The organism is Pseudomonas sp. H1_A03 (assembly GCF_054685145.1).
In genome coordinates this window covers 1,710,884-1,734,517 of sequence record NZ_CP162829.1, presented here as the reverse complement: position 1 = coordinate 1,734,517, position 23,634 = coordinate 1,710,884, and the positions used below count along the sequence as shown (strand labels likewise).

Annotated in this window: 20 protein-coding genes and 1 pseudogene; 11 read left to right on the top strand and 10 right to left on the bottom strand. The window is 60.3% G+C overall.

Features of this window, described 5'->3' with window-relative positions; translation table 11 throughout:
* The 5 genes and pseudogenes from AB4O35_RS08025 to AB4O35_RS08005 all read right to left on the bottom strand — a co-directional run.
* Positions 1–1,257, bottom strand: a pseudogene (locus AB4O35_RS08025) (type IV pilus secretin PilQ); the annotation flags it as partial.
* Between the two features lie 141 nt (positions 1,258–1,398).
* Positions 1,399–2,355 carry a pilus assembly protein PilP gene (locus AB4O35_RS08020; RefSeq protein ID WP_065945569.1) on the bottom strand — a complete coding sequence of 319 codons (957 nt, stop codon included), beginning with the start codon at positions 2,353–2,355 and terminating at the stop codon, positions 1,399–1,401.
* Entirely contained in the window at positions 2,352–2,906 is a 555-nt protein-coding gene (locus tag AB4O35_RS08015) for a PilN domain-containing protein (protein ID WP_065875729.1), read from the bottom strand. The genes AB4O35_RS08020 and AB4O35_RS08015 overlap by 4 nt, the downstream gene beginning before the upstream one ends.
* On the bottom strand, positions 2,903–3,556 hold the full coding sequence (gene pilM / locus AB4O35_RS08010; RefSeq protein WP_065875730.1) for a type IV pilus biogenesis protein PilM: 654 nt from the start codon (positions 3,554–3,556) through the stop codon (positions 2,903–2,905). The genes AB4O35_RS08015 and pilM overlap by 4 nt, the downstream gene beginning before the upstream one ends.
* Before the next feature lie 23 nt (positions 3,557–3,579).
* Complete coding sequence (locus AB4O35_RS08005) at positions 3,580–3,726, bottom strand: hypothetical protein (RefSeq protein WP_175403000.1); 147 nt, start codon at positions 3,724–3,726, stop codon at positions 3,580–3,582.
* 51 nt (positions 3,727–3,777) lie between these two features.
* On the opposite strand from AB4O35_RS08005, the gene AB4O35_RS08000 reads away from it, so the two are divergent.
* The gene (locus AB4O35_RS08000; RefSeq protein ID WP_371915017.1) at positions 3,778–6,237 is read left to right on the top strand and encodes a penicillin-binding protein 1A; all 2,460 of its coding nucleotides are present in this window, start codon (positions 3,778–3,780) and stop codon (positions 6,235–6,237) included.
* Between the two features lie 206 nt (positions 6,238–6,443).
* Here the strand turns inward: AB4O35_RS08000 and AB4O35_RS07995 are convergent, their stop codons facing one another.
* The 3 genes from AB4O35_RS07995 to rpmE all read right to left on the bottom strand — a co-directional run bounded on the left by AB4O35_RS07995 (position 6,444) and on the right by rpmE (position 8,945).
* Positions 6,444–7,712: a malic enzyme-like NAD(P)-binding protein gene (locus AB4O35_RS07995; protein ID WP_049710409.1), complete on the bottom strand. Its 1,269-nt coding sequence runs from the start codon at positions 7,710–7,712 to the stop codon at positions 6,444–6,446.
* A gap of 181 nt (positions 7,713–7,893) precedes the next feature.
* A complete protein-coding gene (locus tag AB4O35_RS07990) occupies positions 7,894–8,700 on the bottom strand; it encodes a thermonuclease family protein (RefSeq protein WP_065875732.1) in 807 nt (268 codons plus the stop codon).
* 14 nt (positions 8,701–8,714) lie between these two features.
* Complete coding sequence (rpmE, locus tag AB4O35_RS07985) at positions 8,715–8,945, bottom strand: 50S ribosomal protein L31 (protein ID WP_049710411.1); 231 nt, start codon at positions 8,943–8,945, stop codon at positions 8,715–8,717.
* 214 nt (positions 8,946–9,159) lie between these two features.
* Between rpmE and AB4O35_RS07980 the strand changes: the two genes are divergently transcribed.
* The 10 genes from AB4O35_RS07980 to AB4O35_RS07935 all read left to right on the top strand — a co-directional run bounded on the left by AB4O35_RS07980 (position 9,160) and on the right by AB4O35_RS07935 (position 22,057).
* Positions 9,160–11,379 (top strand): primosomal protein N', encoded by a 2,220-nt coding sequence (locus AB4O35_RS07980; RefSeq protein ID WP_065875733.1) that lies wholly within the window; start codon positions 9,160–9,162, stop codon positions 11,377–11,379.
* A 204-nt stretch (positions 11,380–11,583) separates the two neighbouring features.
* Positions 11,584–13,320, top strand: a complete 1,737-nt coding sequence (gene argS / locus AB4O35_RS07975; RefSeq protein WP_065910825.1) for an arginine--tRNA ligase — start codon at positions 11,584–11,586, stop codon at positions 13,318–13,320.
* Between the two features lies 1 nt (position 13,321).
* Positions 13,322–14,023, top strand: a complete 702-nt coding sequence (locus AB4O35_RS07970) for an SPOR domain-containing protein (protein WP_049710413.1) — start codon at positions 13,322–13,324, stop codon at positions 14,021–14,023.
* A 256-nt stretch (positions 14,024–14,279) separates the two neighbouring features.
* On the top strand, positions 14,280–14,810 hold the full coding sequence (gene hslV / locus AB4O35_RS07965) for an ATP-dependent protease subunit HslV (protein ID WP_065910810.1): 531 nt from the start codon (positions 14,280–14,282) through the stop codon (positions 14,808–14,810).
* A 37-nt stretch (positions 14,811–14,847) separates the two neighbouring features.
* Positions 14,848–16,185, top strand: a complete 1,338-nt coding sequence (hslU, locus tag AB4O35_RS07960; protein ID WP_065875734.1) for an ATP-dependent protease ATPase subunit HslU — start codon at positions 14,848–14,850, stop codon at positions 16,183–16,185.
* A gap of 148 nt (positions 16,186–16,333) precedes the next feature.
* The gene (locus AB4O35_RS07955; RefSeq protein WP_065875735.1) at positions 16,334–16,711 is read left to right on the top strand and encodes a gamma-butyrobetaine hydroxylase family protein; all 378 of its coding nucleotides are present in this window, start codon (positions 16,334–16,336) and stop codon (positions 16,709–16,711) included.
* Positions 16,712–16,963: 252 nt separating this feature from the next.
* Complete coding sequence (gene phaC, locus AB4O35_RS07950; protein ID WP_065875736.1) at positions 16,964–18,643, top strand: class II poly(R)-hydroxyalkanoic acid synthase; 1,680 nt, start codon at positions 16,964–16,966, stop codon at positions 18,641–18,643.
* Between the two features lie 149 nt (positions 18,644–18,792).
* Entirely contained in the window at positions 18,793–19,638 is an 846-nt protein-coding gene (phaZ, locus tag AB4O35_RS07945) for a poly(3-hydroxyalkanoate) depolymerase (protein ID WP_065875737.1), read from the top strand.
* An 88-nt stretch (positions 19,639–19,726) separates the two neighbouring features.
* Positions 19,727–21,409, top strand: a complete 1,683-nt coding sequence (gene phaC / locus AB4O35_RS07940; RefSeq protein ID WP_065945571.1) for a class II poly(R)-hydroxyalkanoic acid synthase — start codon at positions 19,727–19,729, stop codon at positions 21,407–21,409.
* A gap of 27 nt (positions 21,410–21,436) precedes the next feature.
* A complete protein-coding gene (locus AB4O35_RS07935) occupies positions 21,437–22,057 on the top strand; it encodes a TetR/AcrR family transcriptional regulator (RefSeq protein WP_065875739.1) in 621 nt (206 codons plus the stop codon).
* Between the two features lie 146 nt (positions 22,058–22,203).
* Here the strand turns inward: AB4O35_RS07935 and AB4O35_RS07930 are convergent, their stop codons facing one another.
* Together AB4O35_RS07930 and AB4O35_RS07925 are read right to left on the bottom strand one after the other, a co-directional pair.
* Entirely contained in the window at positions 22,204–23,178 is a 975-nt protein-coding gene (locus AB4O35_RS07930; RefSeq protein WP_065945572.1) for a phasin family protein, read from the bottom strand.
* A 12-nt stretch (positions 23,179–23,190) separates the two neighbouring features.
* Entirely contained in the window at positions 23,191–23,613 is a 423-nt protein-coding gene (locus tag AB4O35_RS07925) for a phasin family protein (protein WP_065945573.1), read from the bottom strand.
* Between the last annotated feature and the right edge of the window lie 21 nt (positions 23,614–23,634).

The window sequence follows — 23,634 nt, the reverse complement described above, 5'->3', positions numbered from 1 at the left end:
TCAACGACTCACAGCAATCGCCTGGTTATTCATAATACGCGGAGTCAGGAATACCAGCAGCTCGGATTTTTTCTCCGCCAGCACATCGCGCCGGAAAAGGCGGCCAAGATACGGCACATCGCCCAAAAATGGCACTTTATCTACCACTTTGCTTTGGGTATTGGAGAAAACCCCGCCGATAACAATGGTCTCGCCATCCTTCACCAACACCTTGGCATTGACCTCGTTTTTCTTGATCGGCGGCACGTCGTTGAGTTTGTTCAGGTAATCGGGCTCATCCTTGGTGACCTTGACCTCCATGATCACGCGGTCGTCGGGGGTGATTTGCGGGGTGACCTCCAGCGACAGCGACGCTTCCTTGAACGACACCGAAGTGGCGCCACTGGAACTGGATTCCTGATAAGGAATCTCGGTGCCCTTGAGGATGCGCGCGGTTTCCTTGTCGGAGGTGACCACTTTGGGTTGCGAGACGATTTCGCCGTTGCCGGTTTTCTCCATGGCGGTGAGTTCCAGGTCCAGCAGCAAGTTATCGGTGATAAAGGCGATGCCCAGGCCCGAGGTGCCGGTCAGCGAACCCAAATCCACAAAGGGTGAGCTGGGTGGGTTCTCTGGTGGTTCCGCGCCCTCAGACTGAGGCTTGGGGATACCCCCCGCGCCCCAGTTTCCGCGATTCAGCCGGCCACCCCAGCGCGCGCCCAGGCTTTTGTCGTAATCGACATTGGCCTCGACAATCCGCGCCTCGATCATGACCTGGCGCACCGGAATATCCAGCTGAGCCACGATCCGCCGCAGCTCCTCGAGCCGCTCCCCGGTCTGGTAGGCAATGATGTTGTTGGTGCGATCATCGACCGCCACCGAGCCTCGCTCATCGGTGACGCCCTCGAGGCCCGTGACCGATTGGAACAGCTTGGCCAGGTCCGCCGCCTTGGCGTAATTGACTTGCAACAGCTCACGGCGCAACGGCGCCAGTTCGGCCATTTGCTTGCGCGACTCAAGGGTCAGCAGCTCACGCGCGGCCAACTCCTCGGCAGGCGCCACCAGCAATACGCCGGCCTTTACCCGCTTATCCAATCCCTTGGCTTGCAATACCAGGTCCAGCGCCTGGTCCCAGGGCACATCCTTGAGGCGCAGCGTGATCGAGCCCTGCACGTCGTCGCTCGCTACCAGGTTGAGGCCTGCCACATCGGCAATTTGCTGCAACGCGGTACGCAACTCGATGCTCTGGAAGTTAAGGTTCAGCTTGTCGCCTGTGTAGGCGCTTGACGTGGCGCTGCCGGGAGGCGGCAACTGGATCAGATCCACACGATTGGGCACAGCAGTAGCCATCGGTGCCGTGAACGCTATCCATAGCGCCACACCGACGGACGAAAAAGTCCTTTTCATTGCTTGATTCCATTATCAATTGAGGTTTAACACCAGCGTTCGTGGGCGCTCGAGCCAGGCGCCCTGACCATCAGGAAACAGCTCGACCAGTTCTATGTAACGTTCATGGATGGCAGTGATCCGCCCATGGTCCGGCCCCAGGTAGTCACCGACCGCCAGGCGGTGCACCTTGGATGCCGCACGCAGCAGGGCGAAAGCTCGCACCCCACGGGACAGCGTGCCGACCATTTCAAACTGCTCCATCGGGAGGCTTTCCAGTACACCACGTGGCCGGCCGAGGTCTGGCGCGCGGGCTGGCCGACCAGACACGTGGTCAACCTGAACGGCAAGCAATTGAAAAGGATCGCGCAGCCCCAATGAGTCGTAGACAAACGGCAGCCCTTGCCCGCCTCGCCCACCGCCCTGGGCATGCCAGTAAGTCTTGGCCAGCAGGTCAAGGCGTAAAAGCTTGCCATCACGTCTAAAGGCCACATCGTGCACCGTGGCGATGCGCGACAGGTTACCCAGGCCACTCAGGAACATCGCCAGGTCGTGATAAGTGCCCGCGACGCCGATCTGCACAGGTTGTTCGTGATAGAACGGCCGAGACAACGCATCCAACGGGGTGACGCTCTCAACCAACAAACCATTGGCCAGTGCCAGACGCGCAACGTCTTCCAGCAAGCCGGGCATTTCTGACTCGCTCGGCAACGCCTGCAAAAGCTCATCGACCTTCGCCTGCATCAACTGAAGCTGTTGCGTGCGCGCCTCAAGGCTGGCAGCCAGGACAGTTTTTTGTGCGACTTGCTGCTGCAGGGCCACTTCCCGCGCCTCGACCTGATGTAACCGCGCCCGCGAAGGACTCAGGTACGCAAGGTCGCCCACCACAAACACCAGACCCGCCAGCGCACAGCCCAACAGGGCCTTGCCGGGTAAGGGCCATTTTGCAGCGTTGTGAGTGAGTGCAGAAAGATTGAGCCTCAGCAGGCTCAAGGTTGAGCCTCGGTGGACTCTCCCTGACGGACCATCAGCTGGAACTCATTGTTGCCGCGCGCGCCATCCGTCCGCACATGTTGCAGCCGCGTCGAATGGGCGCCTTCCGCGGCCTCCAGGCGGCGCATCAACTGGGCGATGTCCTGGCTGGATTCAGCGCTGCCGCTGATACTCACCGTATCGCCCTTCGCCACCACTTCATGCAGGTGCACACCGTCAGGGACCGCACGCGCCAACTGATCCAACAGCTGAGCACCATTCGAGCGGGCATCGTGCAGGTCTTGCACGACTTTCATGCGCTGCGCCAGTTGCTGGCTTTGCTCCTGCAGGTCATCGATGGTCTTGATGCGTGAATCCAGGCCGGTGATTTCCTTGCCCAGGTGGTCATTGCGAGTCACCTGACGATCAATGGCTTGGTCGATCACCTGATCCGCCAGCCACACCGTCGCCAGCGCCGCACAAGCGAACACCAGCAAACACGCCAGCAAATTCTTGCGACGCCGCTCTGCCAGCGCCTGGCGCCAAGGCAGTAGGTTGATTCGTGTCTTCAAGCGAAACTCCTCAGGGCCAACCCGCAAGCAATTCCCATCCCTTGGGCATCCACGGCCCATTGTGCACTATCCACTCGATGGCTCGGCGTGAAGCTGGCGAAATCGTGACTGCAAGCGCGCGCCAATGCAAACGCTTCGACATCGACCACCTTCGGCACCAGCCCCGCCAGGGCCAAAACTGCCTCGCGGGCTTCCACCTGATCCTTGAGGCATGCAGCGAGCAGTACCTCGACACGGCCTGGGTCAAGTGCCGTCGGCCCGCGCACCTGAAAGTCGATGGCCACGTCATCCAATGGATAAGGAATGTACTGGTCTGCCTCCATCTGGATCATCCAGGTCATCTCATCGTCTGTGAGCCCCGCTTCCATTTCGATCATCCGCGTGATCACCGAAGGCCCGGCCACAGAGGCGGCGGCACCACGGGCCGACGTCGATAACCGCGACAACGCACTGCGCAAGGTGCGCCCTACACCCTCAAGATCGAGGAATGTGCCGTCGACCACCGTGTGCGCAGGCAACGCCTGTGTAACATAGCCTTGAACGTTGAACCCCGAAACTGAGCGACCCAGCTCGATCAGCCGGATGGTCGTGTCATTGATGTCGACACCTAGCAAGGTGTCGGCTTTTCGCGTGAAAAATCCCTTTCTCATAAAACTCCCTAAAACTTTGTCTGTCATACCGCCTGATTGCCGTTGTGCACCATGCATTCGGTCGACTTGTTGAACCGGCGCGAATGACGCCCCAAGTCGAAAAATGCTTTAATGCCCAGCGTTTTTTCCCGCTTTTTATCTGCAGCTCGGGTCGATCCATCGTTTGCCATGCATGCCCCGACGCCTAACTCATTCTTTTCTCTGGAAATCCAAAAGCCTTGATTCGTCTGCTGAAGTTTTTCGGGTACTCCATTGTCGCCATCGTTTGCGGGCTGCTGCTCGTGCTCAGCGGGGCCTACCTCTACCTTAGTCCGGGTTTACCCTCCGTAGAGGCTCTTAGAAGTATCCAGTTGCAGATTCCTTTGCGGGTCTACAGCAGCGATGAAAAATTAATCGCGGAGTTCGGCGAAATGCGCCGCACACCGATTCGTTTTGCCGATATTCCACCCAATTTCATCAGCGCCTTGCTGTCGGCCGAAGATGATAATTTTGCCAACCACTATGGCGTCGACCCCAGCAGCTTGGTGCGTGCGGCGACACAATTGGTAAAAAGCGGACACATTCAATCCGGCGGCAGCACCATCACCATGCAGGTGGCGAAGAACTTCTTCCTCACCAGCGAGCGCAGCTTTTCGCGCAAGGCCACGGAGATCCTCTTGGCACTGCAGATTGAGCGCCAGTTGACCAAGGACGAGATCCTCGAGCTGTACGTGAACAAGATTTACCTGGGCAACCGCGCCTACGGAATCGAGGCGGCTTCGCAGGTCTACTACGGCAAGTCAATTCGTGATGCCAGCCTGGCGCAGATGGCCATGATTGCCGGCCTGCCAAAGGCCCCATCACGCTTCAACCCCCTGGCCAACCCGGCGCGCAGCAAAGAACGCCGCGACTGGATCCTGGGGCGCATGTACAAGCTGGGCAAGATCGACCAGGCCGCTTACGAAAGCGCCATCGCCGAACCACTGAACGCCAGCTACCACGTGCCGACGCCGGAAGTGAACGCACCCTATATCGCCGAAATGGCGCGCGCCGAGATGGTCGGCCGTTACGGCAGCGAGGCCTACACCGAAGGTTTCCGCGTGACCACCACCGTGCCGAGCAACCTGCAGGACATCGCCAATGAGGCGGTGCATTCCGGCCTGATCACCTACGACCAGCGCCATGGCTACCGCGGCCCTGAATCGCGCCTGCCGGGCAAAACGCTGAGCGCCTGGACCACAGAGCTTGGCAAACAACGCCCGATCAGCGGCCTGGAGCCGGCCATCGTCACCCAGGTGAAGAAAGATGGCGTGCAGGTGCTGACCCGTACCGGCGAAGCCCATGTGGCGTGGGACAGCATGAAATGGGCGCGCCCTTTCCTGAATACCAACAGCATGGGCGCGATGCCTAAGCAGCCTTCGGACGTGGCGCAAGTGGGCGATCTGATCCGCGTGCAACGCCAGAAGGACGACAGCCTCAAATTCAGCCAGGTGCCACTGGCCCAAGGCGCGCTGGTTTCGCTGGACCCACAGAACGGTGCAATCCGCGCCCTGGTCGGCGGCTTCGCGTTCGAGCAGAGCAACTACAACCGTGCGACCCAGGCTAAGCGCCAGCCCGGTTCGAGCTTCAAGCCGTTCATCTACAGCGCCGCACTGGACAACGGCTACACCGCCGCCAGCCTGGTCAACGATGCGCCTATCGTGTTTGTCGACGAGTACCTGGACAAGGTCTGGCGCCCGAAGAACGACACCAACACGTTCCTCGGTCCGATCCGCATCCGCGAGGCGCTGTACAAGTCGCGTAACCTGGTGTCGATCCGCCTGCTGCAGGCGATGGGCGTGGGCAAGACCATCGATTACATGACGCGCTTTGGCTTTGCCAAGTCGGACCTGCCGCCGAACCTGTCCCTGGCCTTGGGTACGGCGACCCTTACACCGATGGAAATCGCCACCGGCTGGAGCACGTTTGCCAACGGCGGCTACAAGATCGCGCCGTACCTGATCGACAAGATCGAAAGCCGCAATGGTGACACCCTGTTCACGGCCAACCCACCGCGCGTGCCTGGGGATGTGGTCAACGGCGTGGCGGCGACTGATGGCCTGGCAGCCCCGAGCAACGGAGGCATCACCATCGAGCCGACCCCAGGCACAACGCCTGCGGCCAACGGCACTCCGGCTGAGCCCCAGACGCCTGCAGTCGCCGAGCGCATCGTCGACGGCCGTACCACTTATATCCTCAACAGCATCTTGGAAGACGTCATCAAGAAAGGTACCGGCCGCCGCGCACTGGCGCTGAACCGTCCGGACATCGCCGGCAAGACCGGTACCACCAACGAGTCCAAGGACGCCTGGTTCTCCGGCTACAACGCCGACTACGTGACCACCGTATGGACCGGTTATGACCAGCCGGAAAGCCTGGGCCGCCGCGAGTTCGGGGGCACCGTCGCACTGCCGATCTGGATGAGCTACATGGGCGCGGCCTTGAAGGACAAGCCGCCGCACACGCAGCCTGAGCCGGAAGGCATCCTCAGCCTGCGCATCGATCCGGTCAGCGGCCGCGCGGCATCGCCAAGCACGCCGAATGCGTACTTCGAACTGTTCAAGAGCGAAGACACGCCGCCGTCGGTCAATGAGCTGGGCAATGGCGTTGTACCGGGCAGCCCGCTGCCGGCGGATGAGGCAGCGCCGATCGACCTGTTCTAGTGAGATTTATGGCCTGAAACAGATCCAATGTGGGAGCGGGCTTGCCCGCGATTGCAGTGTGTCAGGCGCCACATGAGCTGATTGACCCATCGCTATCGCGGGCAAGCCCGCTCCCACACTTGGATCTCCACAGGGCTCAAGTGAATCGCCACAAAAAAGCCCCGACTCGCGAGAGCCGGGGCTTTTTGTTGGTGCGCTACAACGGCTTAGCCGTTGAACACATCATCCACGCTTTGCAGCGGGTAGTTCTTCGGATACGGCAGGGTAGCCACACCGGTCTCGATGGCGGCTTTGGCCACGGCATCGGAGATCAGGGTGATCAGGCGCTTATCCATTGGTTTCGGGATGATGTACTCGCGACCGAATTCCAGCTTGGCGCCACCGTAGGCATCGCACACGTCCTGAGGCACCGGCAGTTTGGCCAGTTCACGCAGGGCGTTGGCAGCAGCCACTTTCATCTCTTCGTTGATGCGCTTGGCGCGAACGTCGAGGGCGCCACGGAAGATGAACGGGAAGCCCAGAACGTTGTTGACCTGGTTCGGGTAGTCCGAACGGCCAGTGGCCATGATCACGTCGTTGCGAGTGGCATGCGCCAGTTCCGGCGAGATCTCCGGGTCCGGGTTGGAGCAGGCGAACACGATCGGGTTGGCCGCCATGGACTTCAAGCCTTCGGCGCTCAGCAGGTTCGGGCCGGACAGGCCGACGAACACGTCTGCACCGTCGAGCGCGTCAGCCAGGGTGCGCTTGGACGAAGGATGGGCAAACATCGCCTTGTACTGGTTCAGGTCGGTACGCTCGGACTGGATCACGCCCTTGCTGTCAACCATGTAGATGTTTTCCAGCTTGGCACCCATGCTCACGATCAACTTCATGCACGAGATGGCCGCAGCGCCGGCACCCAGGCAGACGATCTTGGCATCAGCCAGGGTTTTGCCAGCGATTTCCAGGGCGTTGATCATGCCGGCTGCGGTAACGATCGCGGTGCCGTGCTGGTCATCGTGGAATACCGGAATGTCGCACTGTTCGATCAGGGCCTTTTCAATCTCGAAGCACTCAGGTGCCTTGATGTCTTCCAGGTTGATGCCACCAAAGGTGATGGAAATGCGCTTGACCGTGTCGATGAACGCCTGCGGGCTTTCGGAGTCGACTTCGATGTCGAAAACGTCGATGCCGGCGAAGCGCTTGAACAGCACGCCCTTACCTTCCATGACTGGCTTGGACGCCAATGGGCCAAGGTTGCCCAGGCCGAGAATCGCGGTGCCATCGGAAATCACTGCAACCAGGTTGCCTTTGCCGGTGTACTTGTACGCCAGTTCAGGGTCGCGGGCGATTTCACGTACGGGCTCGGCAACACCAGGGCTGTAGGCCAACGACAGGTCGCGGGCGGTGGCAGTGGCTTTGGTGAGCTCTACACTCAGCTTTCCTGGACGAGGATGGGCATGGTATTCGAGAGCGGCAGTTTTCAAATCAGACATATCGGCATTCCGCTTTTACTGTTGGTCGACGGACCGCCGAGGATACGCGTGTCGCAAAGTCCCTACAAGACTGGGCAGTCACAGGTGTCAAGGCCCCAAAGTGCCGTACTTTGGTCTAAGGCCACGGGATACAAGGGCTCAAGTGTTCACAATCGCTTAAAAAAATGTCTACAATTTTTTATTAATAAATCGATTTGAGCATACCGGGATCGGTCACTGGCAGCAGCCAACGTGCCTGGCCGTTTTTCAGGGCGCCCCGCTTGGCGCGGTCCTGCACCCAGCCGCGCGCCTCGATTGTCTTGCCTTGCAGACCACTTAGCCATGCGGTGTCGAATTGTCGGATGAGGTCGGGTGCAATGCGTAATACCAGTGAACCCTGCAATTCGATCCAGATTCCACCACGATTGCGTTCGATCTTGCGCACGTTACCGCTGACAAGCACGAAGCCGGATTGCTTGAGCTGCGCCACCTGTTGCACTGGCGACTGGCGCCAAAGACCCAGTCGCGCCTTGCGGGCAGTGTTTTCGGCCGCCTGCTGGCAAGTGACAAGATCGACATTGGGCGCGACACCCACTTGAAACGCCAGGCCCTCGGCCAGCAACTGCGCTTCCAGATTCTCGCCATCGGCACCGTAGAAATGAGCCAGCGTACGGCCGTAGTGGTCTTTGCCCTCGCGCCCAGGCACCAGGCCGAGGCGACTGTCGCTGGCGTCAACCAATGCCTGCAAGCGCTGACGGGCAGCGACGGCGAAGGGCTCGTCGGAACGGCCTCGCTTGCCGGTCTCCGGCGCATTGAGGCCAATCATCCGTACGCTGCGACCATCCTTGAGGCGCACCGTGTCGCCATCCACCACGCGCTGCACCTCCACCTGGGCAAGGCCTGGCGGCGCGGGGCAGAACACGTTCGCCTGGGCGGCTGATTGCCAAAACCCAGGCACAAAAAAGGCGCCCACAAGGGACGCCTTTTTCAACAGCTGGCAAAAGCCCATAAGGCCTTTGAGCCTTACTCTGCTGGAGTAGCAGGCTTCTTGCCGAAAGCACCAAAGCGATCAGCGAAGCGCTGTACACGGCCGCCGGTGTCCAGAGTTTTCTGCTTACCGGTGTAGAACGGGTGGCACTCGTTGCATACGTCAGTACCCAGTGGCTTGCACAGGTTCGAACGCGTTTCGAACTTGTTGCCGCAGCTGCAGGTTACTTCGATGGTTTCGTACGCTGGATGGATATCGGCTTTCATGGCACTTCCTCGGGCTAGCGTGCCGCCACTCGACACTATTGTCGAATACCGCACGTAATTAGGCCGCGGATTCTACCAGACCTTTTTAATCGCGCAAGCGGCGCATCTGGCTGAATCCCCGCCTTTCATCAGAAAGTGCGGCATACCCAAGCCTGCGCCTGTCTGCTAGGCTCCCGCCCCTGCGCCACCGCCTGCCTTTATATGAGCCCCCCGCGTGCCCGACGCCATTTTGCGCCTAGCCCTGCCCTCGCCCCTGCGCCGCCTGTTCGATTACCGGGCTCCGTCTGGCGTGCTGCGAGCGCAGTTGCAGCCGGGCATGCGCGTACGTGTACCCTTTGGCCGGCGGGAAATGATCGGCATCCTGGTGGAAGTCGCCGACCATAGCGAAGTGCCTGCGGAAAAGCTCAAGCCCGCGCTGGCTATGCTGGACGCCACCCCACCGCTGCCACCTGCGCTGTTCAAGCTGTGCCTGTGGACGGCCCAGTATTACCAGCACAGCCTGGGCGACACTTTAAGCTGGGCATTGCCGGTACTGTTGCGCCAAGGCGAACTGGCCGAAGCACGCCAGGAACGCTTCTGGTCGACGGTGCCCGGCGCGCGCCTCGACGACCCGCGTATCGCCCGCGCCCCGCGCCAGCGTGAAGCCTTGGCGACACTGGCACAGCATCCCCACGGCGTGGCTCATCAACTGTTAAGCAAGCTGATGCTGAGCAAGGACAGCCTCGACCTGCTGCTGGCTAAAGGCTTGGTGCAGGTGGAGATCCGCAAGCACACCCCCAACGCCCGCCACGAACACTGGCTGGCCCAGCCGGAATTGCCGCTGAACCCAGAGCAACGCGCTGCGTATGAAGCCATTCGTGCAGGCTTCGACAGTTTCCACGCCTTCCTGTTGGCCGGGGTCACCGGCAGCGGCAAGACCGAAGTCTATTTGCAGTTGATCCGCGAAACCCTGCAAGCCGGTAAACAGGCACTGGTGTTGATTCCCGAGATCAACCTGGGCCCGCAAACCCTGGCGCGCTTCGAACAGCGTTTCAACGCACGTATCGCCCTGGTGCACTCGGCGGTTAACGACCGTGAGCGACTGGAGTCGTGGCTGGCCGCGCGAGATGGCGAAGCCGACATTATTATCGGTACCCGTTCGGCGCTGTTCACCCCGATGAAAAACCCCGGGCTGATCATCATCGACGAGGAGCACGACGGCTCCTATAAACAGCAGGAAGGCCTGCGCTACCATGCCCGCGACCTGGCGCTGGTGCGCGCACGCCAGGAAGACATCCCGATTGTGCTGGGCTCGGCCACGCCGTCCCTGGAAAGCCTGCACAACGCCTACACCGGCCGTTACGGCCTGCTACGCCTGAACGAGCGCGCGGGCGGCGCCAAGCAGCCACGTTTCCTGCGCCTCGACGTTAAAAGTCGCCCATTGGACAGCGGTATTTCCGGGCCCATGCAACAAGCCATCGGCCAGACCCTCGCCGCCGGCCAGCAGGTATTGGTGTTTCTCAATCGCCGGGGCTTTGCGCCGACCCTGCTGTGCCACGACTGCGGCTGGATGTCCGAGTGCGAGCGCTGCGATGCGCGCATGACCGTGCACCAGCGCCACGGCGAATTACGCTGCCATCACTGCGGCCATGTGGAGCGGGTGCCACGCCACTGCCCGCAATGCGGCAAAGTCGACCTGCGACCGGTAGGCGCGGGCACCGAACGTGCGGAAGAGCGCCTGGGCATTCTGTTCCCCGATTACCCGGTGCTGCGCGTCGACCGTGACAGCACCTCGCGCAAAGACGCAATGAGCCAACTGTTCGCGACCATCCAGAAGGGCCAACCGTGCATCTTGATCGGCACGCAGATGCTTGCCAAAGGGCACCATTTTCCACGGGTGACCCTAGTGTCGATCCTGGACGCCGACGGCGGGCTGTTCTCCGGGGATTTCCGCGCCAGCGAACGCATGGCGCAGTTGATCGTGCAGGTCGCTGGCCGCGCGGGTCGCGCCGAAGAGCCAGGCCGAGTGATTATCCAGACGCACCTGGCCGAACATCCGCTGCTGATCCAACTGACTGAACAAGGTTACTTTGCATTCGCCGAACAGGCGCTGAGCGAACGCCGCGCCGCCGGCCTGCCGCCTTTTTCCCATTTAGCGTTGTTACGCGCCGAAGCCCACAAACCAGGGCAGGCCGAGAGCTTTCTGGATGAAGCGTGCAGCGCCGCCGAACGTTTGCTCGGCGAGCTGGGCCTGAGCGGCATCGAACTGCTCGGCCCAGTGCCTGCGCCCATGGAACGCCGCGCCGGGCGTTATCGTGCTCAGCTACTCTTGCAAGCAACCTCCCGTGCGCCACTGCATCGGCTATTAAGTAGCTGGTTGCTTGCCCTGGAGCAAATGCCCAGCGGCCGACAAGTGCGATGGTCGTTGGATGTGGACCCGGTGGATTTGTACTGACCGTTAAATTGCCATCGCAGGCAAGCCAGCTCCCATAATTTGAAATGTGAACAGCCTTAAATGTGGGAGCGGGCTTGCCCGCGATGAGGCCCGCAGGTCCGCCAACCCGTCTGAATGGTTGGCAAGCCCGCCCTCGCCACGGATAATGCCCAGTTTTTCCACCTGCGCATCGCGCGCCGCCGCTTGCGGTCGAAAGAGAACACCATGAAAGACACCATTCGCCAGCTGATCCAACAAGCCCTCACCCAACTCGTCAACGAAGGTGTGTTGCCTGAAGGCCTGACGCCGGCGATCCAGGTGGAAAACACCCGCGACAAGACCCACGGCGACTTCGCCAGCAACATTGCGATGATGCTGTCCAAGCCTGCCGGCATGAAACCACGCGACCTGGCTGAAAAAATCATTGCCGCGCTGCCTGCCGATGAAAGCGTCACCAAGGCCGAAATCGCCGGCCCTGGCTTCATCAACTTCTTCCAGAACACCCAGGCCTTGGCCAATCGCCTCGACGCGGCCTTGGTCGATGCCCATGTGGGCGCGCGCAAAGCCGGCCCGGCCCAGCGCACCGTGGTCGACCTGTCGGCCCCCAACCTGGCCAAAGAGATGCACGTCGGCCACTTGCGCTCGACCATCATCGGCGACGGCGTAGCACGGGTCCTGGAGTTCCTCGGTGACGAAGTCATCCGTCAGAACCACGTCGGCGACTGGGGCACCCAGTTCGGCATGCTGATGGCCTACCTGCAGGAAAACCCGATCACCAGCGACGAATTGTCAGACCTGGAAAATTTCTATCGCGCGGCCAAGAAGCGCTTTGATGAATCAGAAGAGTTCGCCGACCGCGCCCGGGGCTTGGTAGTGAAGCTGCAGGCCGGCGATGCCGAATGCCTGGCGTTGTGGACCAAGTTCAAGGACATCTCACTGTCCCACTGCCAGAAGATCTACGAACTGCTCAACGTCAAGTTGACCATGGCCGATGTGATGGGCGAAAGCGCCTACAACGACGACTTGATCAATGTGGTCAACGACTTGAAGGCTGCTGGCATGCTGGTCGAGAGCAACGGCGCCCAGTGCGTGTTCCTCGACGAATTCAAGAACGCCGACGGCGAGCCGCTGCCGGTGATCATCGTCAAGGCCGATGGCGGCTACCTCTACGCCACTACTGACCTGGCGGCTGTACGCTACCGCAGCGGCACGCTCAAGGCTGACCGCGCGCTGTACTTCGTCGACCAGCGCCAGGCCCTGCACTTCCAGCAAGTGTTCGCCGTAGCGCGCAAAGCCGGTTTCGTCACCCACCCGATGCACATGGAACACATGGGCTTTGGCACCATGAACGGCGCCGATGGCCGCCCGTTCAAGACCCGCGATGGCGGCACGGTAAAGCTGATCGACCTGCTGACCGAAGCTCAGGAGCGCGCCTACACCCTGGTGAAGGAAAAGAACCCGGAGCTCGCCGAAGCCGACCTGCGCAACATCGCCCGCGTGGTGGGCATTGGCGCGGTCAAATACGCCGACCTGTCCAAGCACCGTACCAGCGACTACAGCTTCAACTTCGACCTGATGCTCAATTTCGAAGGCAACACCGCGCCTTACCTGCTGTACGCCTACACCCGTGTGGCCGGTGTGTTCCGCAAGTTGGGCAAGGACTTCAGCGAAGTTGACGGCCGGATCGTGCTGGACGCTCCGCACGAGCAAGAACTGGCCGCCAAGCTCGCGCAATTCGGCGAAGTGCTGAACAGCGTCGGCGAGAAAGGCACCCCGCACATTCTGTGCACCTACCTGTACGAAGTCGCGGGCCTGTTCTCCAGCTTCTACGAGAACTGCCCGATCCTGACCGCCGACGACGAAGCCCAGAAGCAAAGCCGCCTGCGCCTCGCCGCACTGGCTGGACGGACCCTCAAGCAAGGCCTGGAACTGTTAGGCCTGGAAACTCTGGAGCGTATGTAAGTTGGCTGCCAAGAAAAAACCTGCACCCAAGCGCGGCGCCAGCCGTTACCAGGCCCCGGCAAAGAAGCCTATTCCAGGCTGGCTGTGGATGGCCATCGGCCTCACCGTTGGCGCGTTTATCGTGTTCCTGATGAAACTGGACCCAGGCCAGGGCGACGACGTCAAACGGGTCAAACAGGAGCAGCAGAAAGCCACCAAAATGGCCGAAGCCAATAAGACCGCACCAAGCCCGACAGCACCGGTGAAGCCAAAGTACGACTTCTACACACTGCTGCCGGAATCGGAAGTGATCGTGCCGCCTGACGCCGTACCGGAGAAAACCCTGCCGACGCCGCAAGTGCCGACCACGCCGGTCACCCCGGCAGAAGCGGCGAAAATCGACACCGCGCGCGCCCAGGCCGCATTGGCCGGGATCACCCCGCCGCCAGCACCACCGGTCGCCGAGACCAAGGCAGCGCCGGTGACCAAGTTCTTCCTGCAAGCGGGCTCGTTCCCGAAACAGGCGGATGCGGATCGCGTGCGTGCGCAGATCATTCTGCTGGGCCAGGCGGTGACGGTAGAGTCGGGTACGGTGAAGGATGCGACCTGGTACCGCGTGCTGGTGGGGCCATTCAGCAACCGTGAACAGCTGACCGTCGCGCAGAAACAATTGGCCGGCGCGGGCTTTAGCAACCTGTTGTTACAACAACGCCAAAGCCGCTAGCTCGCAGCCAACACAGTAAAAATGTGGGAGCTGGCTTGCCTGCGATGGCGGTGTAACAGTCAATATTTTCAGTGACTGACACACCGCCATCGCAGGCAAGCCAGCTCCCACATTTGATTTTCAGCGGTCGCAGGACCGAGTCCGACACATAAACACCACTCGTCCGCCCTCCCGTCCTACAGTTGAAATCCCCCTCGCCACCCCCATATCAGTTTCCATCAGGGCATTTTCGCCCCGCTGCGTGGAGACTCTCCCCTTGACCACCATCGTTTCAGTACGTCGCCACGGCAAAGTCGTCATGGGCGGCGACGGCCAGGTTTCCCTTGGCAATACCGTGATGAAAGGCAACGCCAAGAAAGTGCGTCGCCTGTACCACGGCCAGGTTCTCGCGGGCTTTGCCGGCGCTACCGCCGACGCCTTCACCCTCTTCGAGCGCTTCGAAGGCCAGCTGGAAAAACACCAGGGCCACCTCGTACGCGCCGCCGTCGAGCTCGCCAAAGAATGGCGCACCGACCGCACGCTCAGCCGCCTGGAAGCCATGTTGGCCGTCGCCAACAAAGATGCCTCCCTGATCATCACCGGTAACGGCGATGTGGTTGAGCCTGAACATGGCCTGATCGCCATGGGTTCCGGCGGTGGCTACGCCCAAGCGGCAGCCAGCGCACTGTTGAAGAAAACCGACCTGTCGGCCCGCGAAATCGTCGAGACGTCCTTGGGCATTGCAGGCGATATCTGCGTGTTCACCAACCACAATCAGACCATTGAGGAGCAGGACCTCGCCGAATAAGCCTTAGGCTTATTCTCGCTTGAGGCCGCCAAACACTATGTCCATGACTCCCCGCGAAATCGTCCATGAACTCAACCGCCATATCATCGGCCAGGACGATGCCAAACGCGCCGTTGCCATCGCGCTGCGTAACCGCTGGCGCCGTATGCAACTGCCCGAAGAGCTGCGTGTTGAAGTAACGCCGAAAAACATCCTGATGATCGGCCCTACCGGCGTCGGTAAAACCGAAATCGCCCGTCGCTTGGCCAAACTGGCCAATGCACCGTTCATCAAGGTCGAAGCCACCAAGTTCACCGAAGTGGGCTACGTGGGCCGCGACGTCGAGTCGATCATTCGTGACTTGGCCGATGCCGCGCTGAAGCTGCTGCGCGAACAGGAAATGACCAAGGTCAGCCACCGCGCCGAAGACGCCGCAGAAGAACGCATCCTTGATGCCCTGCTGCCACCGGCACGCATGGGTTTCAACGAAGACGCCGCACCGGCCTCGGATTCCAACACCCGCCAGCTGTTCCGCAAGCGCCTGCGTGAAGGCCAGTTGGACGACAAGGAAATCGAGATCGAAGTCGCCGAAGTCTCCGGTGTCGACATCTCCGCCCCGCCTGGCATGGAAGAAATGACCAGCCAGTTGCAGAACCTGTTCGCCAACATGGGCAAGGGCAAGAAGAAAAGCCGCAAGCTCAAGGTGAAGGAAGCGCTGAAACTGGTGCGCGACGAAGAAGCCGGGCGCCTGGTGAATGAGGAAGAACTCAAGGCCAAGGCCCTGGAGGCAGTCGAGCAGCACGGCATCGTGTTTATCGACGAGATCGACAAGGTCGCCAAGCGCGGTAACTCGGGCGGCGTGGATGTGTCCCGTGAAGGCGTGCAGCGCGACCTGTTGCCGCTGATCGAAGGCTGCACCGTGAACACCAAGCTGGGCATGGTCAAGACCGACCATATCCTGTTTATCGCCTCCGGCGCCTTCCACCTGAGCAAACCAAGCGATCTGGTGCCGGAGCTGCAAGGCCGCCTGCCGATTCGCGTCGAGCTCAAGGCGCTGACCCCGGGCGACTTCGAGCGCATCCTCAGCGAACCGCATGCCTCTCTCACCGAGCAATACCGTGAGCTGCTGAAAACCGAAGGCTTGGGCATCGAGTTCCAAACCGATGGCATCAAGCGCCTGGCGGAGATCGCCTGGCAGGTCAACGAGAAGACCGAGAACATCGGTGCGCGTCGCCTGCATACCCTGCTTGAGCGTTTGCTGGAGGAAGTGTCCTTCAGCGCAGGCGACTTGGCCGGTGCGCAAAATGGCGAAGTGATCAAGATTGATGCGGATTACGTCAACAGCCATCTGGGCGAATTGGCGCAGAACGAAGATCTGTCTCGTTATATCCTGTAAGCCTCACGCAGAACCGCTTTGCTTTAATGTGGGAGCGGGCTTGCTCGCGAATGCGGTGAATCAGTCACATATGTACTGACTGACACTGCGCATTCGCGAGCAAGCCCGCTCCCACATTTTTGAGCCGGTTCCTTCAGGATCATCTTCCATGTCCAAATTTCCTACAGCTGTAAACCTGCACAAAACCTCCAATACCCTCGGCCTCACCTACGGCCCCGACGAGGTTTACCAACTCCCCGCCGAACTGCTGCGCACCCACTCGCCTTCCGCCGAGGTCCAGGGCCACGGCAAACCCATCCTGCAATTCGGCAAGCTCAACGTTCGGTTAGTCAAAATAGAACCCGCCGGTCAGTACGCACTGAAATTGACCTTTGACGACGGGCATGACAGCGGACTGTTCACCTGGGACTACCTCTACCAGCTGGCCGTGCGTCAGGATGCGCTGTGGGCCGACTACCTTGCCGAACTTAAAGCGGCCGGCAAAACCCGCGATCCGAATCAGTCGGTCGTGCGGCTGATGCTCTAGCCCAGGCGTCTTGCTCTTTAGAGGGCATTTTCTAATTTCATCTGCTTGAATGCCCTGTCGCGTGACCAACGATTGGTCCGCTTGCGAAAAAAATTAAACTCGGGTAACCAATGGAGCTGGCAAGTTCCCTGCATTTGACGATGCGGTATCAACGGTCACCCGAGTCGCAGTACCTGGCTTGTGTTGTGTATCGAAACTGGGTGCACAGCGGCAGTAACGGGTACTCGTCTTTCGGACAATGGAGCGTCGTAGATGAGTAACAAGAATAACGATGACTTGAAACGCCAGGCCTCGGAAAACACCCTGGGGCTGAACCCGATCATCGCGTTACGTAAAAAGGATTTACTCGCCTCGGCGAAGATGGTGCTGACCCAAGCCATCAAGCAACCGTTGCACAGCGTCAAACACGTCGCGCATTTTGGCGTGGAATTGAAGAATGTGATGTTCGGCAAATCGCAGCTGGTACCCGAAAGCGACGACCGTCGTTTCCATGACCCTGCCTGGAGCCAGAACCCGCTCTACAAACGTTATTTGCAGACCTACCTGGCGTGGCGCAAGGAGCTGCACGACTGGATCGGCGACAGCAACCTGTCGGAACAGGACATCAGTCGCGGCCACTTCGTGATCAACCTGATGACCGAAGCCATGGCCCCGACTAACAGCGCGGCCAACCCGGCGGCGGTCAAACGCTTTTTTGAAACCGGCGGCAAAAGCCTGCTCGACGGCCTGTCACACTTGGCCAAGGACATGGTGCACAACGGCGGCATGCCGAGCCAGGTCAACATGGGCGCCTTTGAAGTGGGCAAGAGCCTGGGCACCACCGAAGGTGCCGTAGTGTTTCGCAACGACGTGCTGGAGTTGATCCAGTACAAGCCGATCACCGAACAGGTGCACGAGCGCCCGCTGTTGGTGGTGCCGCCGCAGATCAACAAATTCTATGTGTTCGACTTGAGCCCGGATAAGAGCCTGGCGCGCTTTTGCCTGCGCAATGGCCAGCAGACGTTTATCGTCAGCTGGCGCAACCCGACCAAGGCCCAGCGTGAATGGGGCCTGTCGACCTATATCGAAGCGCTCAAGGAAGCGGTCGATGTGGTCACCGCGATCACCGGCAGCAAAGATATCAACATGCTCGGCGCCTGCTCCGGTGGCATTACCTGCACCGCGCTGCTGGGCCACTACGCGGCGCTGGGCGAGAAGAAGGTCAACGCCCTGACCCTGCTGGTGAGCGTGCTGGACACCACGTTGGACACCCAGGTGGCGCTGTTTGTCGACGAACAGACCCTGGAAGCGGCCAAGCGCCATTCCTATCAGGCCGGCGTGCTGGAAGGCCGCGACATGGCCAAGGTGTTCGCCTGGATGCGCCCCAACGACCTGATCTGGAACTACTGGGTCAACAATTACCTGCTCGGCAACGAGCCGCCGGTGTTCGACATCTTGTTCTGGAACAACGACACCACGCGCTTGCCTGCCGCCTTCCACGGCGACCTGATCGAACTGTTCAAAAATAATCCACTGGTCCGCGCCAACGCCCTGGAAGTGTGCGGTACGCCGATTGACCTCAAGCAGGTCACCGCCGATATCTATTCACTGGCCGGCACCAACGACCACATCACGCCGTGGCAGTCTTGCTACAAGTCGGCGCAGCTGTTTGGTGGAAAGGTTGAATTCGTGTTGTCCAGCAGCGGTCACATCCAGAGCATTCTTAATCCACCGGGTAATCCCAAGGCGCGTTACCAGACCAGTGACAGCCTCACGGCGAAACCGCTGGAATGGCAGGAGAATGCAACCAAGCACACCGATTCCTGGTGGCTGCATTGGCAGGTATGGCAGGCGGAGCGGGCGGGGAAGTTGAAGAAAGCACCGACGGCATTAGGTAATAAAACGTACGCCGCAGCCGAAGCGGCGCCCGGAACATACGTGCATGAACGCTAACCCAACCTTGTGGTTGAAATGAGATCGATGTGGGAGCTGGCTTGCCTGCGAAAGCGGTATGGGATTCACCACCGCCATCGCAGGCAAGCCAGCTCCCACAAGGTCCGCATCACCCATTAGAACTATGCACCACCTCACAGGGCTTGAGCATGCCGCAACCGTTCATCTTCCGTACCATCGACTTGGATGGCCAAGCCATCCGCACGGCGGTGCGTCCGGGCAAGCCTCACTTGACGCCTTTGCTGATCTTCAATGGCATCGGCGCCAACCTCGAGCTGGTGTTTCCGTTCGTCCAGGCGCTGGACCCGGACCTGGAAGTGATCGCCTTCGATGTGCCCGGCGTGGGCGGTTCGTCGACGCCCAACCGGCCCTACCGTTTTCCCGGCCTGGCCAAACTTACCGCGCGCATGCTCGATTACCTGGACTACGGCCAGGTCAGCGCAGTGGGTGTGTCGTGGGGTGGCGCGCTAGCGCAGCAATTCGCCTACGACTACCCGGAGCGTTGTAAAAAGCTGATCCTCGCGGCCACGGCAGCGGGTGCGGTGATGGTGCCGGGCAAGCCCAAAGTGCTGTGGCTGATGGCCAGCCCACGCCGTTACATCCAACCGTCCCACGTGGTGCGCATTGCGCCGATGATTTACGGCGGCTCGTTCCGCCGCGATTCGAAACTGGCCGCCGAACACGCGAGCAAAGTGCGCTCGGCCGGCAAGCTGGGTTACTACTGGCAGTTGTTTGCCGGGCTGGGTTGGACCAGCATCCATTGGCTGCACAAAATCCGCCAGCCCACCCTGGTGCTGGCCGGGGACGACGACCCGCTGATCCCGCTGATCAACATGCGCATGCTCGCCTGGCGCATTCCCAATGCGCAGTTGCACATCATTGATGATGGCCACCTATTCCTGATCACCCGGGCCGAAGCCGTGGCACCGATCATCATGAAGTTTCTCGAAGAGGAGCGCATGCGCGCGGTGATTCATCCGCGACCGGCGGTGTAAGGACCTCATCGCCGCGCAACTTGCCAGGAACCAACTATGGTTCTGAATTGGCGTGCCTGTTGATGGCTTGACGAAGGAGTGTTGGCTCATGCGAGAAAGACCCGTGACGAACCCGGCGCCCACCCCTGCCGCGTTCATCAATGCGCAAACTGCGATCACCGGCCTGCGTGGCCGGGATTTACTGTCAACCCTGCGCAGCGTCGCCGCCCACGGCTTGCGCAACCCGGTGCATACCGCGCGCCACGCCGTGGCGCTGGGCGGGCAATTGGGCCGTGTATTGCTGGGCGAAACCGTGCATGCGCCCAATCCCAATGACAGCCGCTTCACCGACCCCACCTGGAAACTCAACCCCCTGTACCGGCGCAGCCTGCAAGCCTATTTGAGCTGGCAGAAGCAATCCCGCCAGTGGATTGACGACAGCACCCTGAGCGCCGATGACCGGGCACGGGCGCATTTTGCGTTCGCCCTGTTCAACGATGCCGTCTCGCCTTCCAACACCCTGCTCAACCCGCTGGCCATCAAGGAGCTGCTCAACTCCGGTGGCAACAGTGTGGTGCGCGGCGTGAGCAACCTGTTCGAGGACCTGCTGCACAACAATGGCCTGCCACGCCAGGTGAGCAAGCACGCGTTCGAGGTCGGCAAGACAGTGGCGACCACACCCGGCTCAGTGGTGTTTCGCAATGAGCTACTGGAGCTGATCCAGTACAAGCCCATGAGCGAAAAACAATATGCCAAGCCCCTGCTGGTGGTGCCGCCGCAAATCAATAAGTACTACATTTTCGACCTGAGCCCGGCCAACAGCTTTGTGCAATACGCCCTGAAAAACGGCCTGCAGACCTTCATGATCAGTTGGCGAAACCCCGACGTGCGGCACCGCGAATGGGGCCTTTCGACCTACGTCGCCGCTGCGGAAGAAGCGCTCAACGTGTGCCGGGCGATCACCGGCGCGCGCGAGGTCAACCTGATGGGCGCCTGCGCCGGCGGCCTGACCATCGCCGCGCTGCAAGGCCACCTGCAGGCCAAGCGCCAGCTGCGGCGCATCTCCAGCGCCAGCTACCTGGTCAGCCTGCTGGACAGCCAGATCGAAAGCCCCGCCACGCTGTTCGCCGACGAACAAACCCTGGAAGCCGCCAAGCGCCGCTCTTACCAGCAAGGCGTGCTGGATGGCCGCGACATGGCCAAGGTCTTTGCCTGGATGCGCCCCAATGATCTGATCTGGAACTATTGGATCAATAACTACCTGCTGGGCAAGGAACCGCCCGCCTTCGACATCCTGTACTGGAACAACGACAACACGCGCCTGCCCGCCGCGCTGCACGGCGACCTGCTGGACTTCTTCAAGCACAACCCACTCAGCCATCCCGGCGGCCTGGAGGTATGCGGCACGCCTATCGATCTGCAAAAGGTCACGGTGGACAGTTTCAGTGTGGCCGGGATCAACGACCACATCACGCCGTGGGACGCGGTGTACCGCTCGACCCAACTGCTGGGCGGCGACCGGCGCTTCGTGCTGTCCAACAGCGGGCACATCCAGAGCATCCTCAACCCGCCGGGCAACCCAAAGGCCAATTACGTCGAAAACCCTAAGATGAGCAGCGACCCGCGCGCCTGGTACTACGACGCCAACCACGTCGAGGGTAGCTGGTGGCCGCAATGGCTGGAGTGGGTCCAGCAACGCTCAGGCGTGCAACGCGAAACCCTCACCGCCCTGGGCAACCAGAATTACCCACCGATGGAAGCAGCGCCTGGCACCTATGTTCGGGTGCGTTGAGCTCAACAATCACATTAAGAAGACTGGATGAAGACGCGCGACCGTATCCTTGAATGTGCCCTGCAGTTGTTCAACCAGAAGGGCGAACCGAACGTGTCGACCATGGAGGTGGCCAATGAAATGGGGATCAGCCCCGGCAACCTTTACTACCACTTCCATGGCAAGGAGCCGCTGGTCCTCGGGCTGTTCGAGCGCTTTCAGAATGAGCTGGCGCCGCTGCTCGACCCACCCGCCGACGCACAGCTGGAAGCCGAGGATTACTGGCTGTTCCTGCACCTGATCGTCGAGCGCATGGCCCATTACCGGTTCCTGTTCCAGGACCTGTCGAACCTGGCCGGGCGCCTGCCGAAGCTGGCCAAAGGTATTCGCAACCTGCTCACGGCGCTCAAGCGCACCCTGGCTTCGTTGCTGGCGCGGCTGAAGGCGGCGGGGCAGTTGGTGAGTGGCACTCAAGCCTTGGGGCAACTGGTGGAGCAGATCACCATGACCTTGTTGTTTTCCCTGGATTACCAACGGATTCTCGACCGTGAAGGCGAGGTGCAGGTGGTGGTGTACCAGATCATGATGTTGGTGGCGCCGCATCTGTTGCTGCCGGCGCGGCTGGCAACCGAGAAATTCGCGCTGAAATACCTGGATGACCCCGTCTGAAAATGTAGGAGCTGGCTTGCCTGCGGTAGCGCTGGATCAGTCAGCTCATGTGGGGCCTGACACCCCTCAATTGCAGGCAAGCCAGCTACCACCCATAAAAAATGCCCGACCTTTGCAGGCCGGGCATTTTTGTGTCCTGGGGAAAATCAGGACTGACTGGATGGCGTCGGGGTTGCCGGCGTTGCAGTCGGGGTCACAGCAGCAGGGGTCGGTGCGGACACTGAGTTGGCTGTGGAAGCGGTGGGTGCCGTAGCAGCAGGCTTGGCCGCAACAGCAGGCTTGGATGCTGCTGGTTTTTTCGCTACTGCTGGTTTCTTCGCGGCGGCTGGTTTGGCCGCAGGCTTGGCTGCAGCAGGTTTCGCGGCCGGCTTCGCGGCGGCGGACTTGGTTGCTGGTTTCGCTGCGGCTGGTTTGGCAGCAGGCTTTGCCGCCGCGGTTTTAGCCGCAGGTTTGGCGGCTGGTTTTGCTGCTGCCTTGGCGGCGGGCTTAGCAGCAGCTTTAGCGGCTACCGGTTTAGCGGCAGGCTTGGCAGCTGCCGTTTTTGCCGCAGGCTTGGCGGCTGGTTTAGCAACAGCTTTGGCTGGCGCCTTGGCCGCAGCTTTGGCAGCCGGTTTGGCGGCAGCTTTTACCAGGGGCTTGGCGGCCGCTTTCACGGCAGGTTTGGCCGCAGCAGTTTTAGCAGCCGGCTTGGCAGCGGGTTTAGCGGCGGCAGTTTTCGCCGGAGCTACTTTGGCACCCGTGAGCTTTTCAATTTGCTTGGTCAGGGTATCGACCTTGCTGTGCAGCGTCTTCAGTTCTGCTTTGCTAGGCACGCCCAGTCGCGAAATGGCACTGTTAAGGCGCTTGTCGAAAGTTTCTTCCAACTTGCCCCACGTGTCAGAAATGCTCGACTTGGCGGAACCGGCAGTTGCCTTGGCCGCTTCAACTTTTTTACCAACCGTGGTTTTGGTCAACTTCTCGGCCTTCTCGCCGTCCTTGACCAAAGTCTCGAAGTACTTGCCACCGTCACTGCTAACCTTCGAGTACACGCCTAAACCAGCAAGCCAGATCTTACGGGAATATTTTTCAACTTCCCCGACCCACGAGCTGCCTTCTTTCTGAGTAGTCTTTTTAACAGCCATCCCGATGTCTCCTTAGTGTTTACGCGCGATACGTTCTAGCAATGTCGTCAGCTCTTCGAGCTTAGCAGAGAGTGTCTCAACGTCATGTTTAGACGCAATGCCGATTCGATTCAAGGCACTTGCAACACGAGTATCAAAAGCTTTTTCAACTTTATCCAGCTGAACTTCTACCAGGCCTTTGACGGAGGAGACGTTACTCTTTACTTGATCAATCTGACTGTTGGCGGCCTCAAGTTGTTCAACTGCAACTTTTTTGCCTTTACTTTCAACATGTTGACCAGTTTTAACCAGCTCTTTGAAATACTCGCCGCCCTCACTTCCAACCTTGGCATAGGCACCAAGTCCTGCCAGCCAGATCTTGCGGGCGTAGGATTTAACGTCGCTCAGCGTAGTGGTCTCGACGTCGATTTTTTTCTTCAGGATAACTTTGGCCATGGTGCACCTCACGCAGAATAG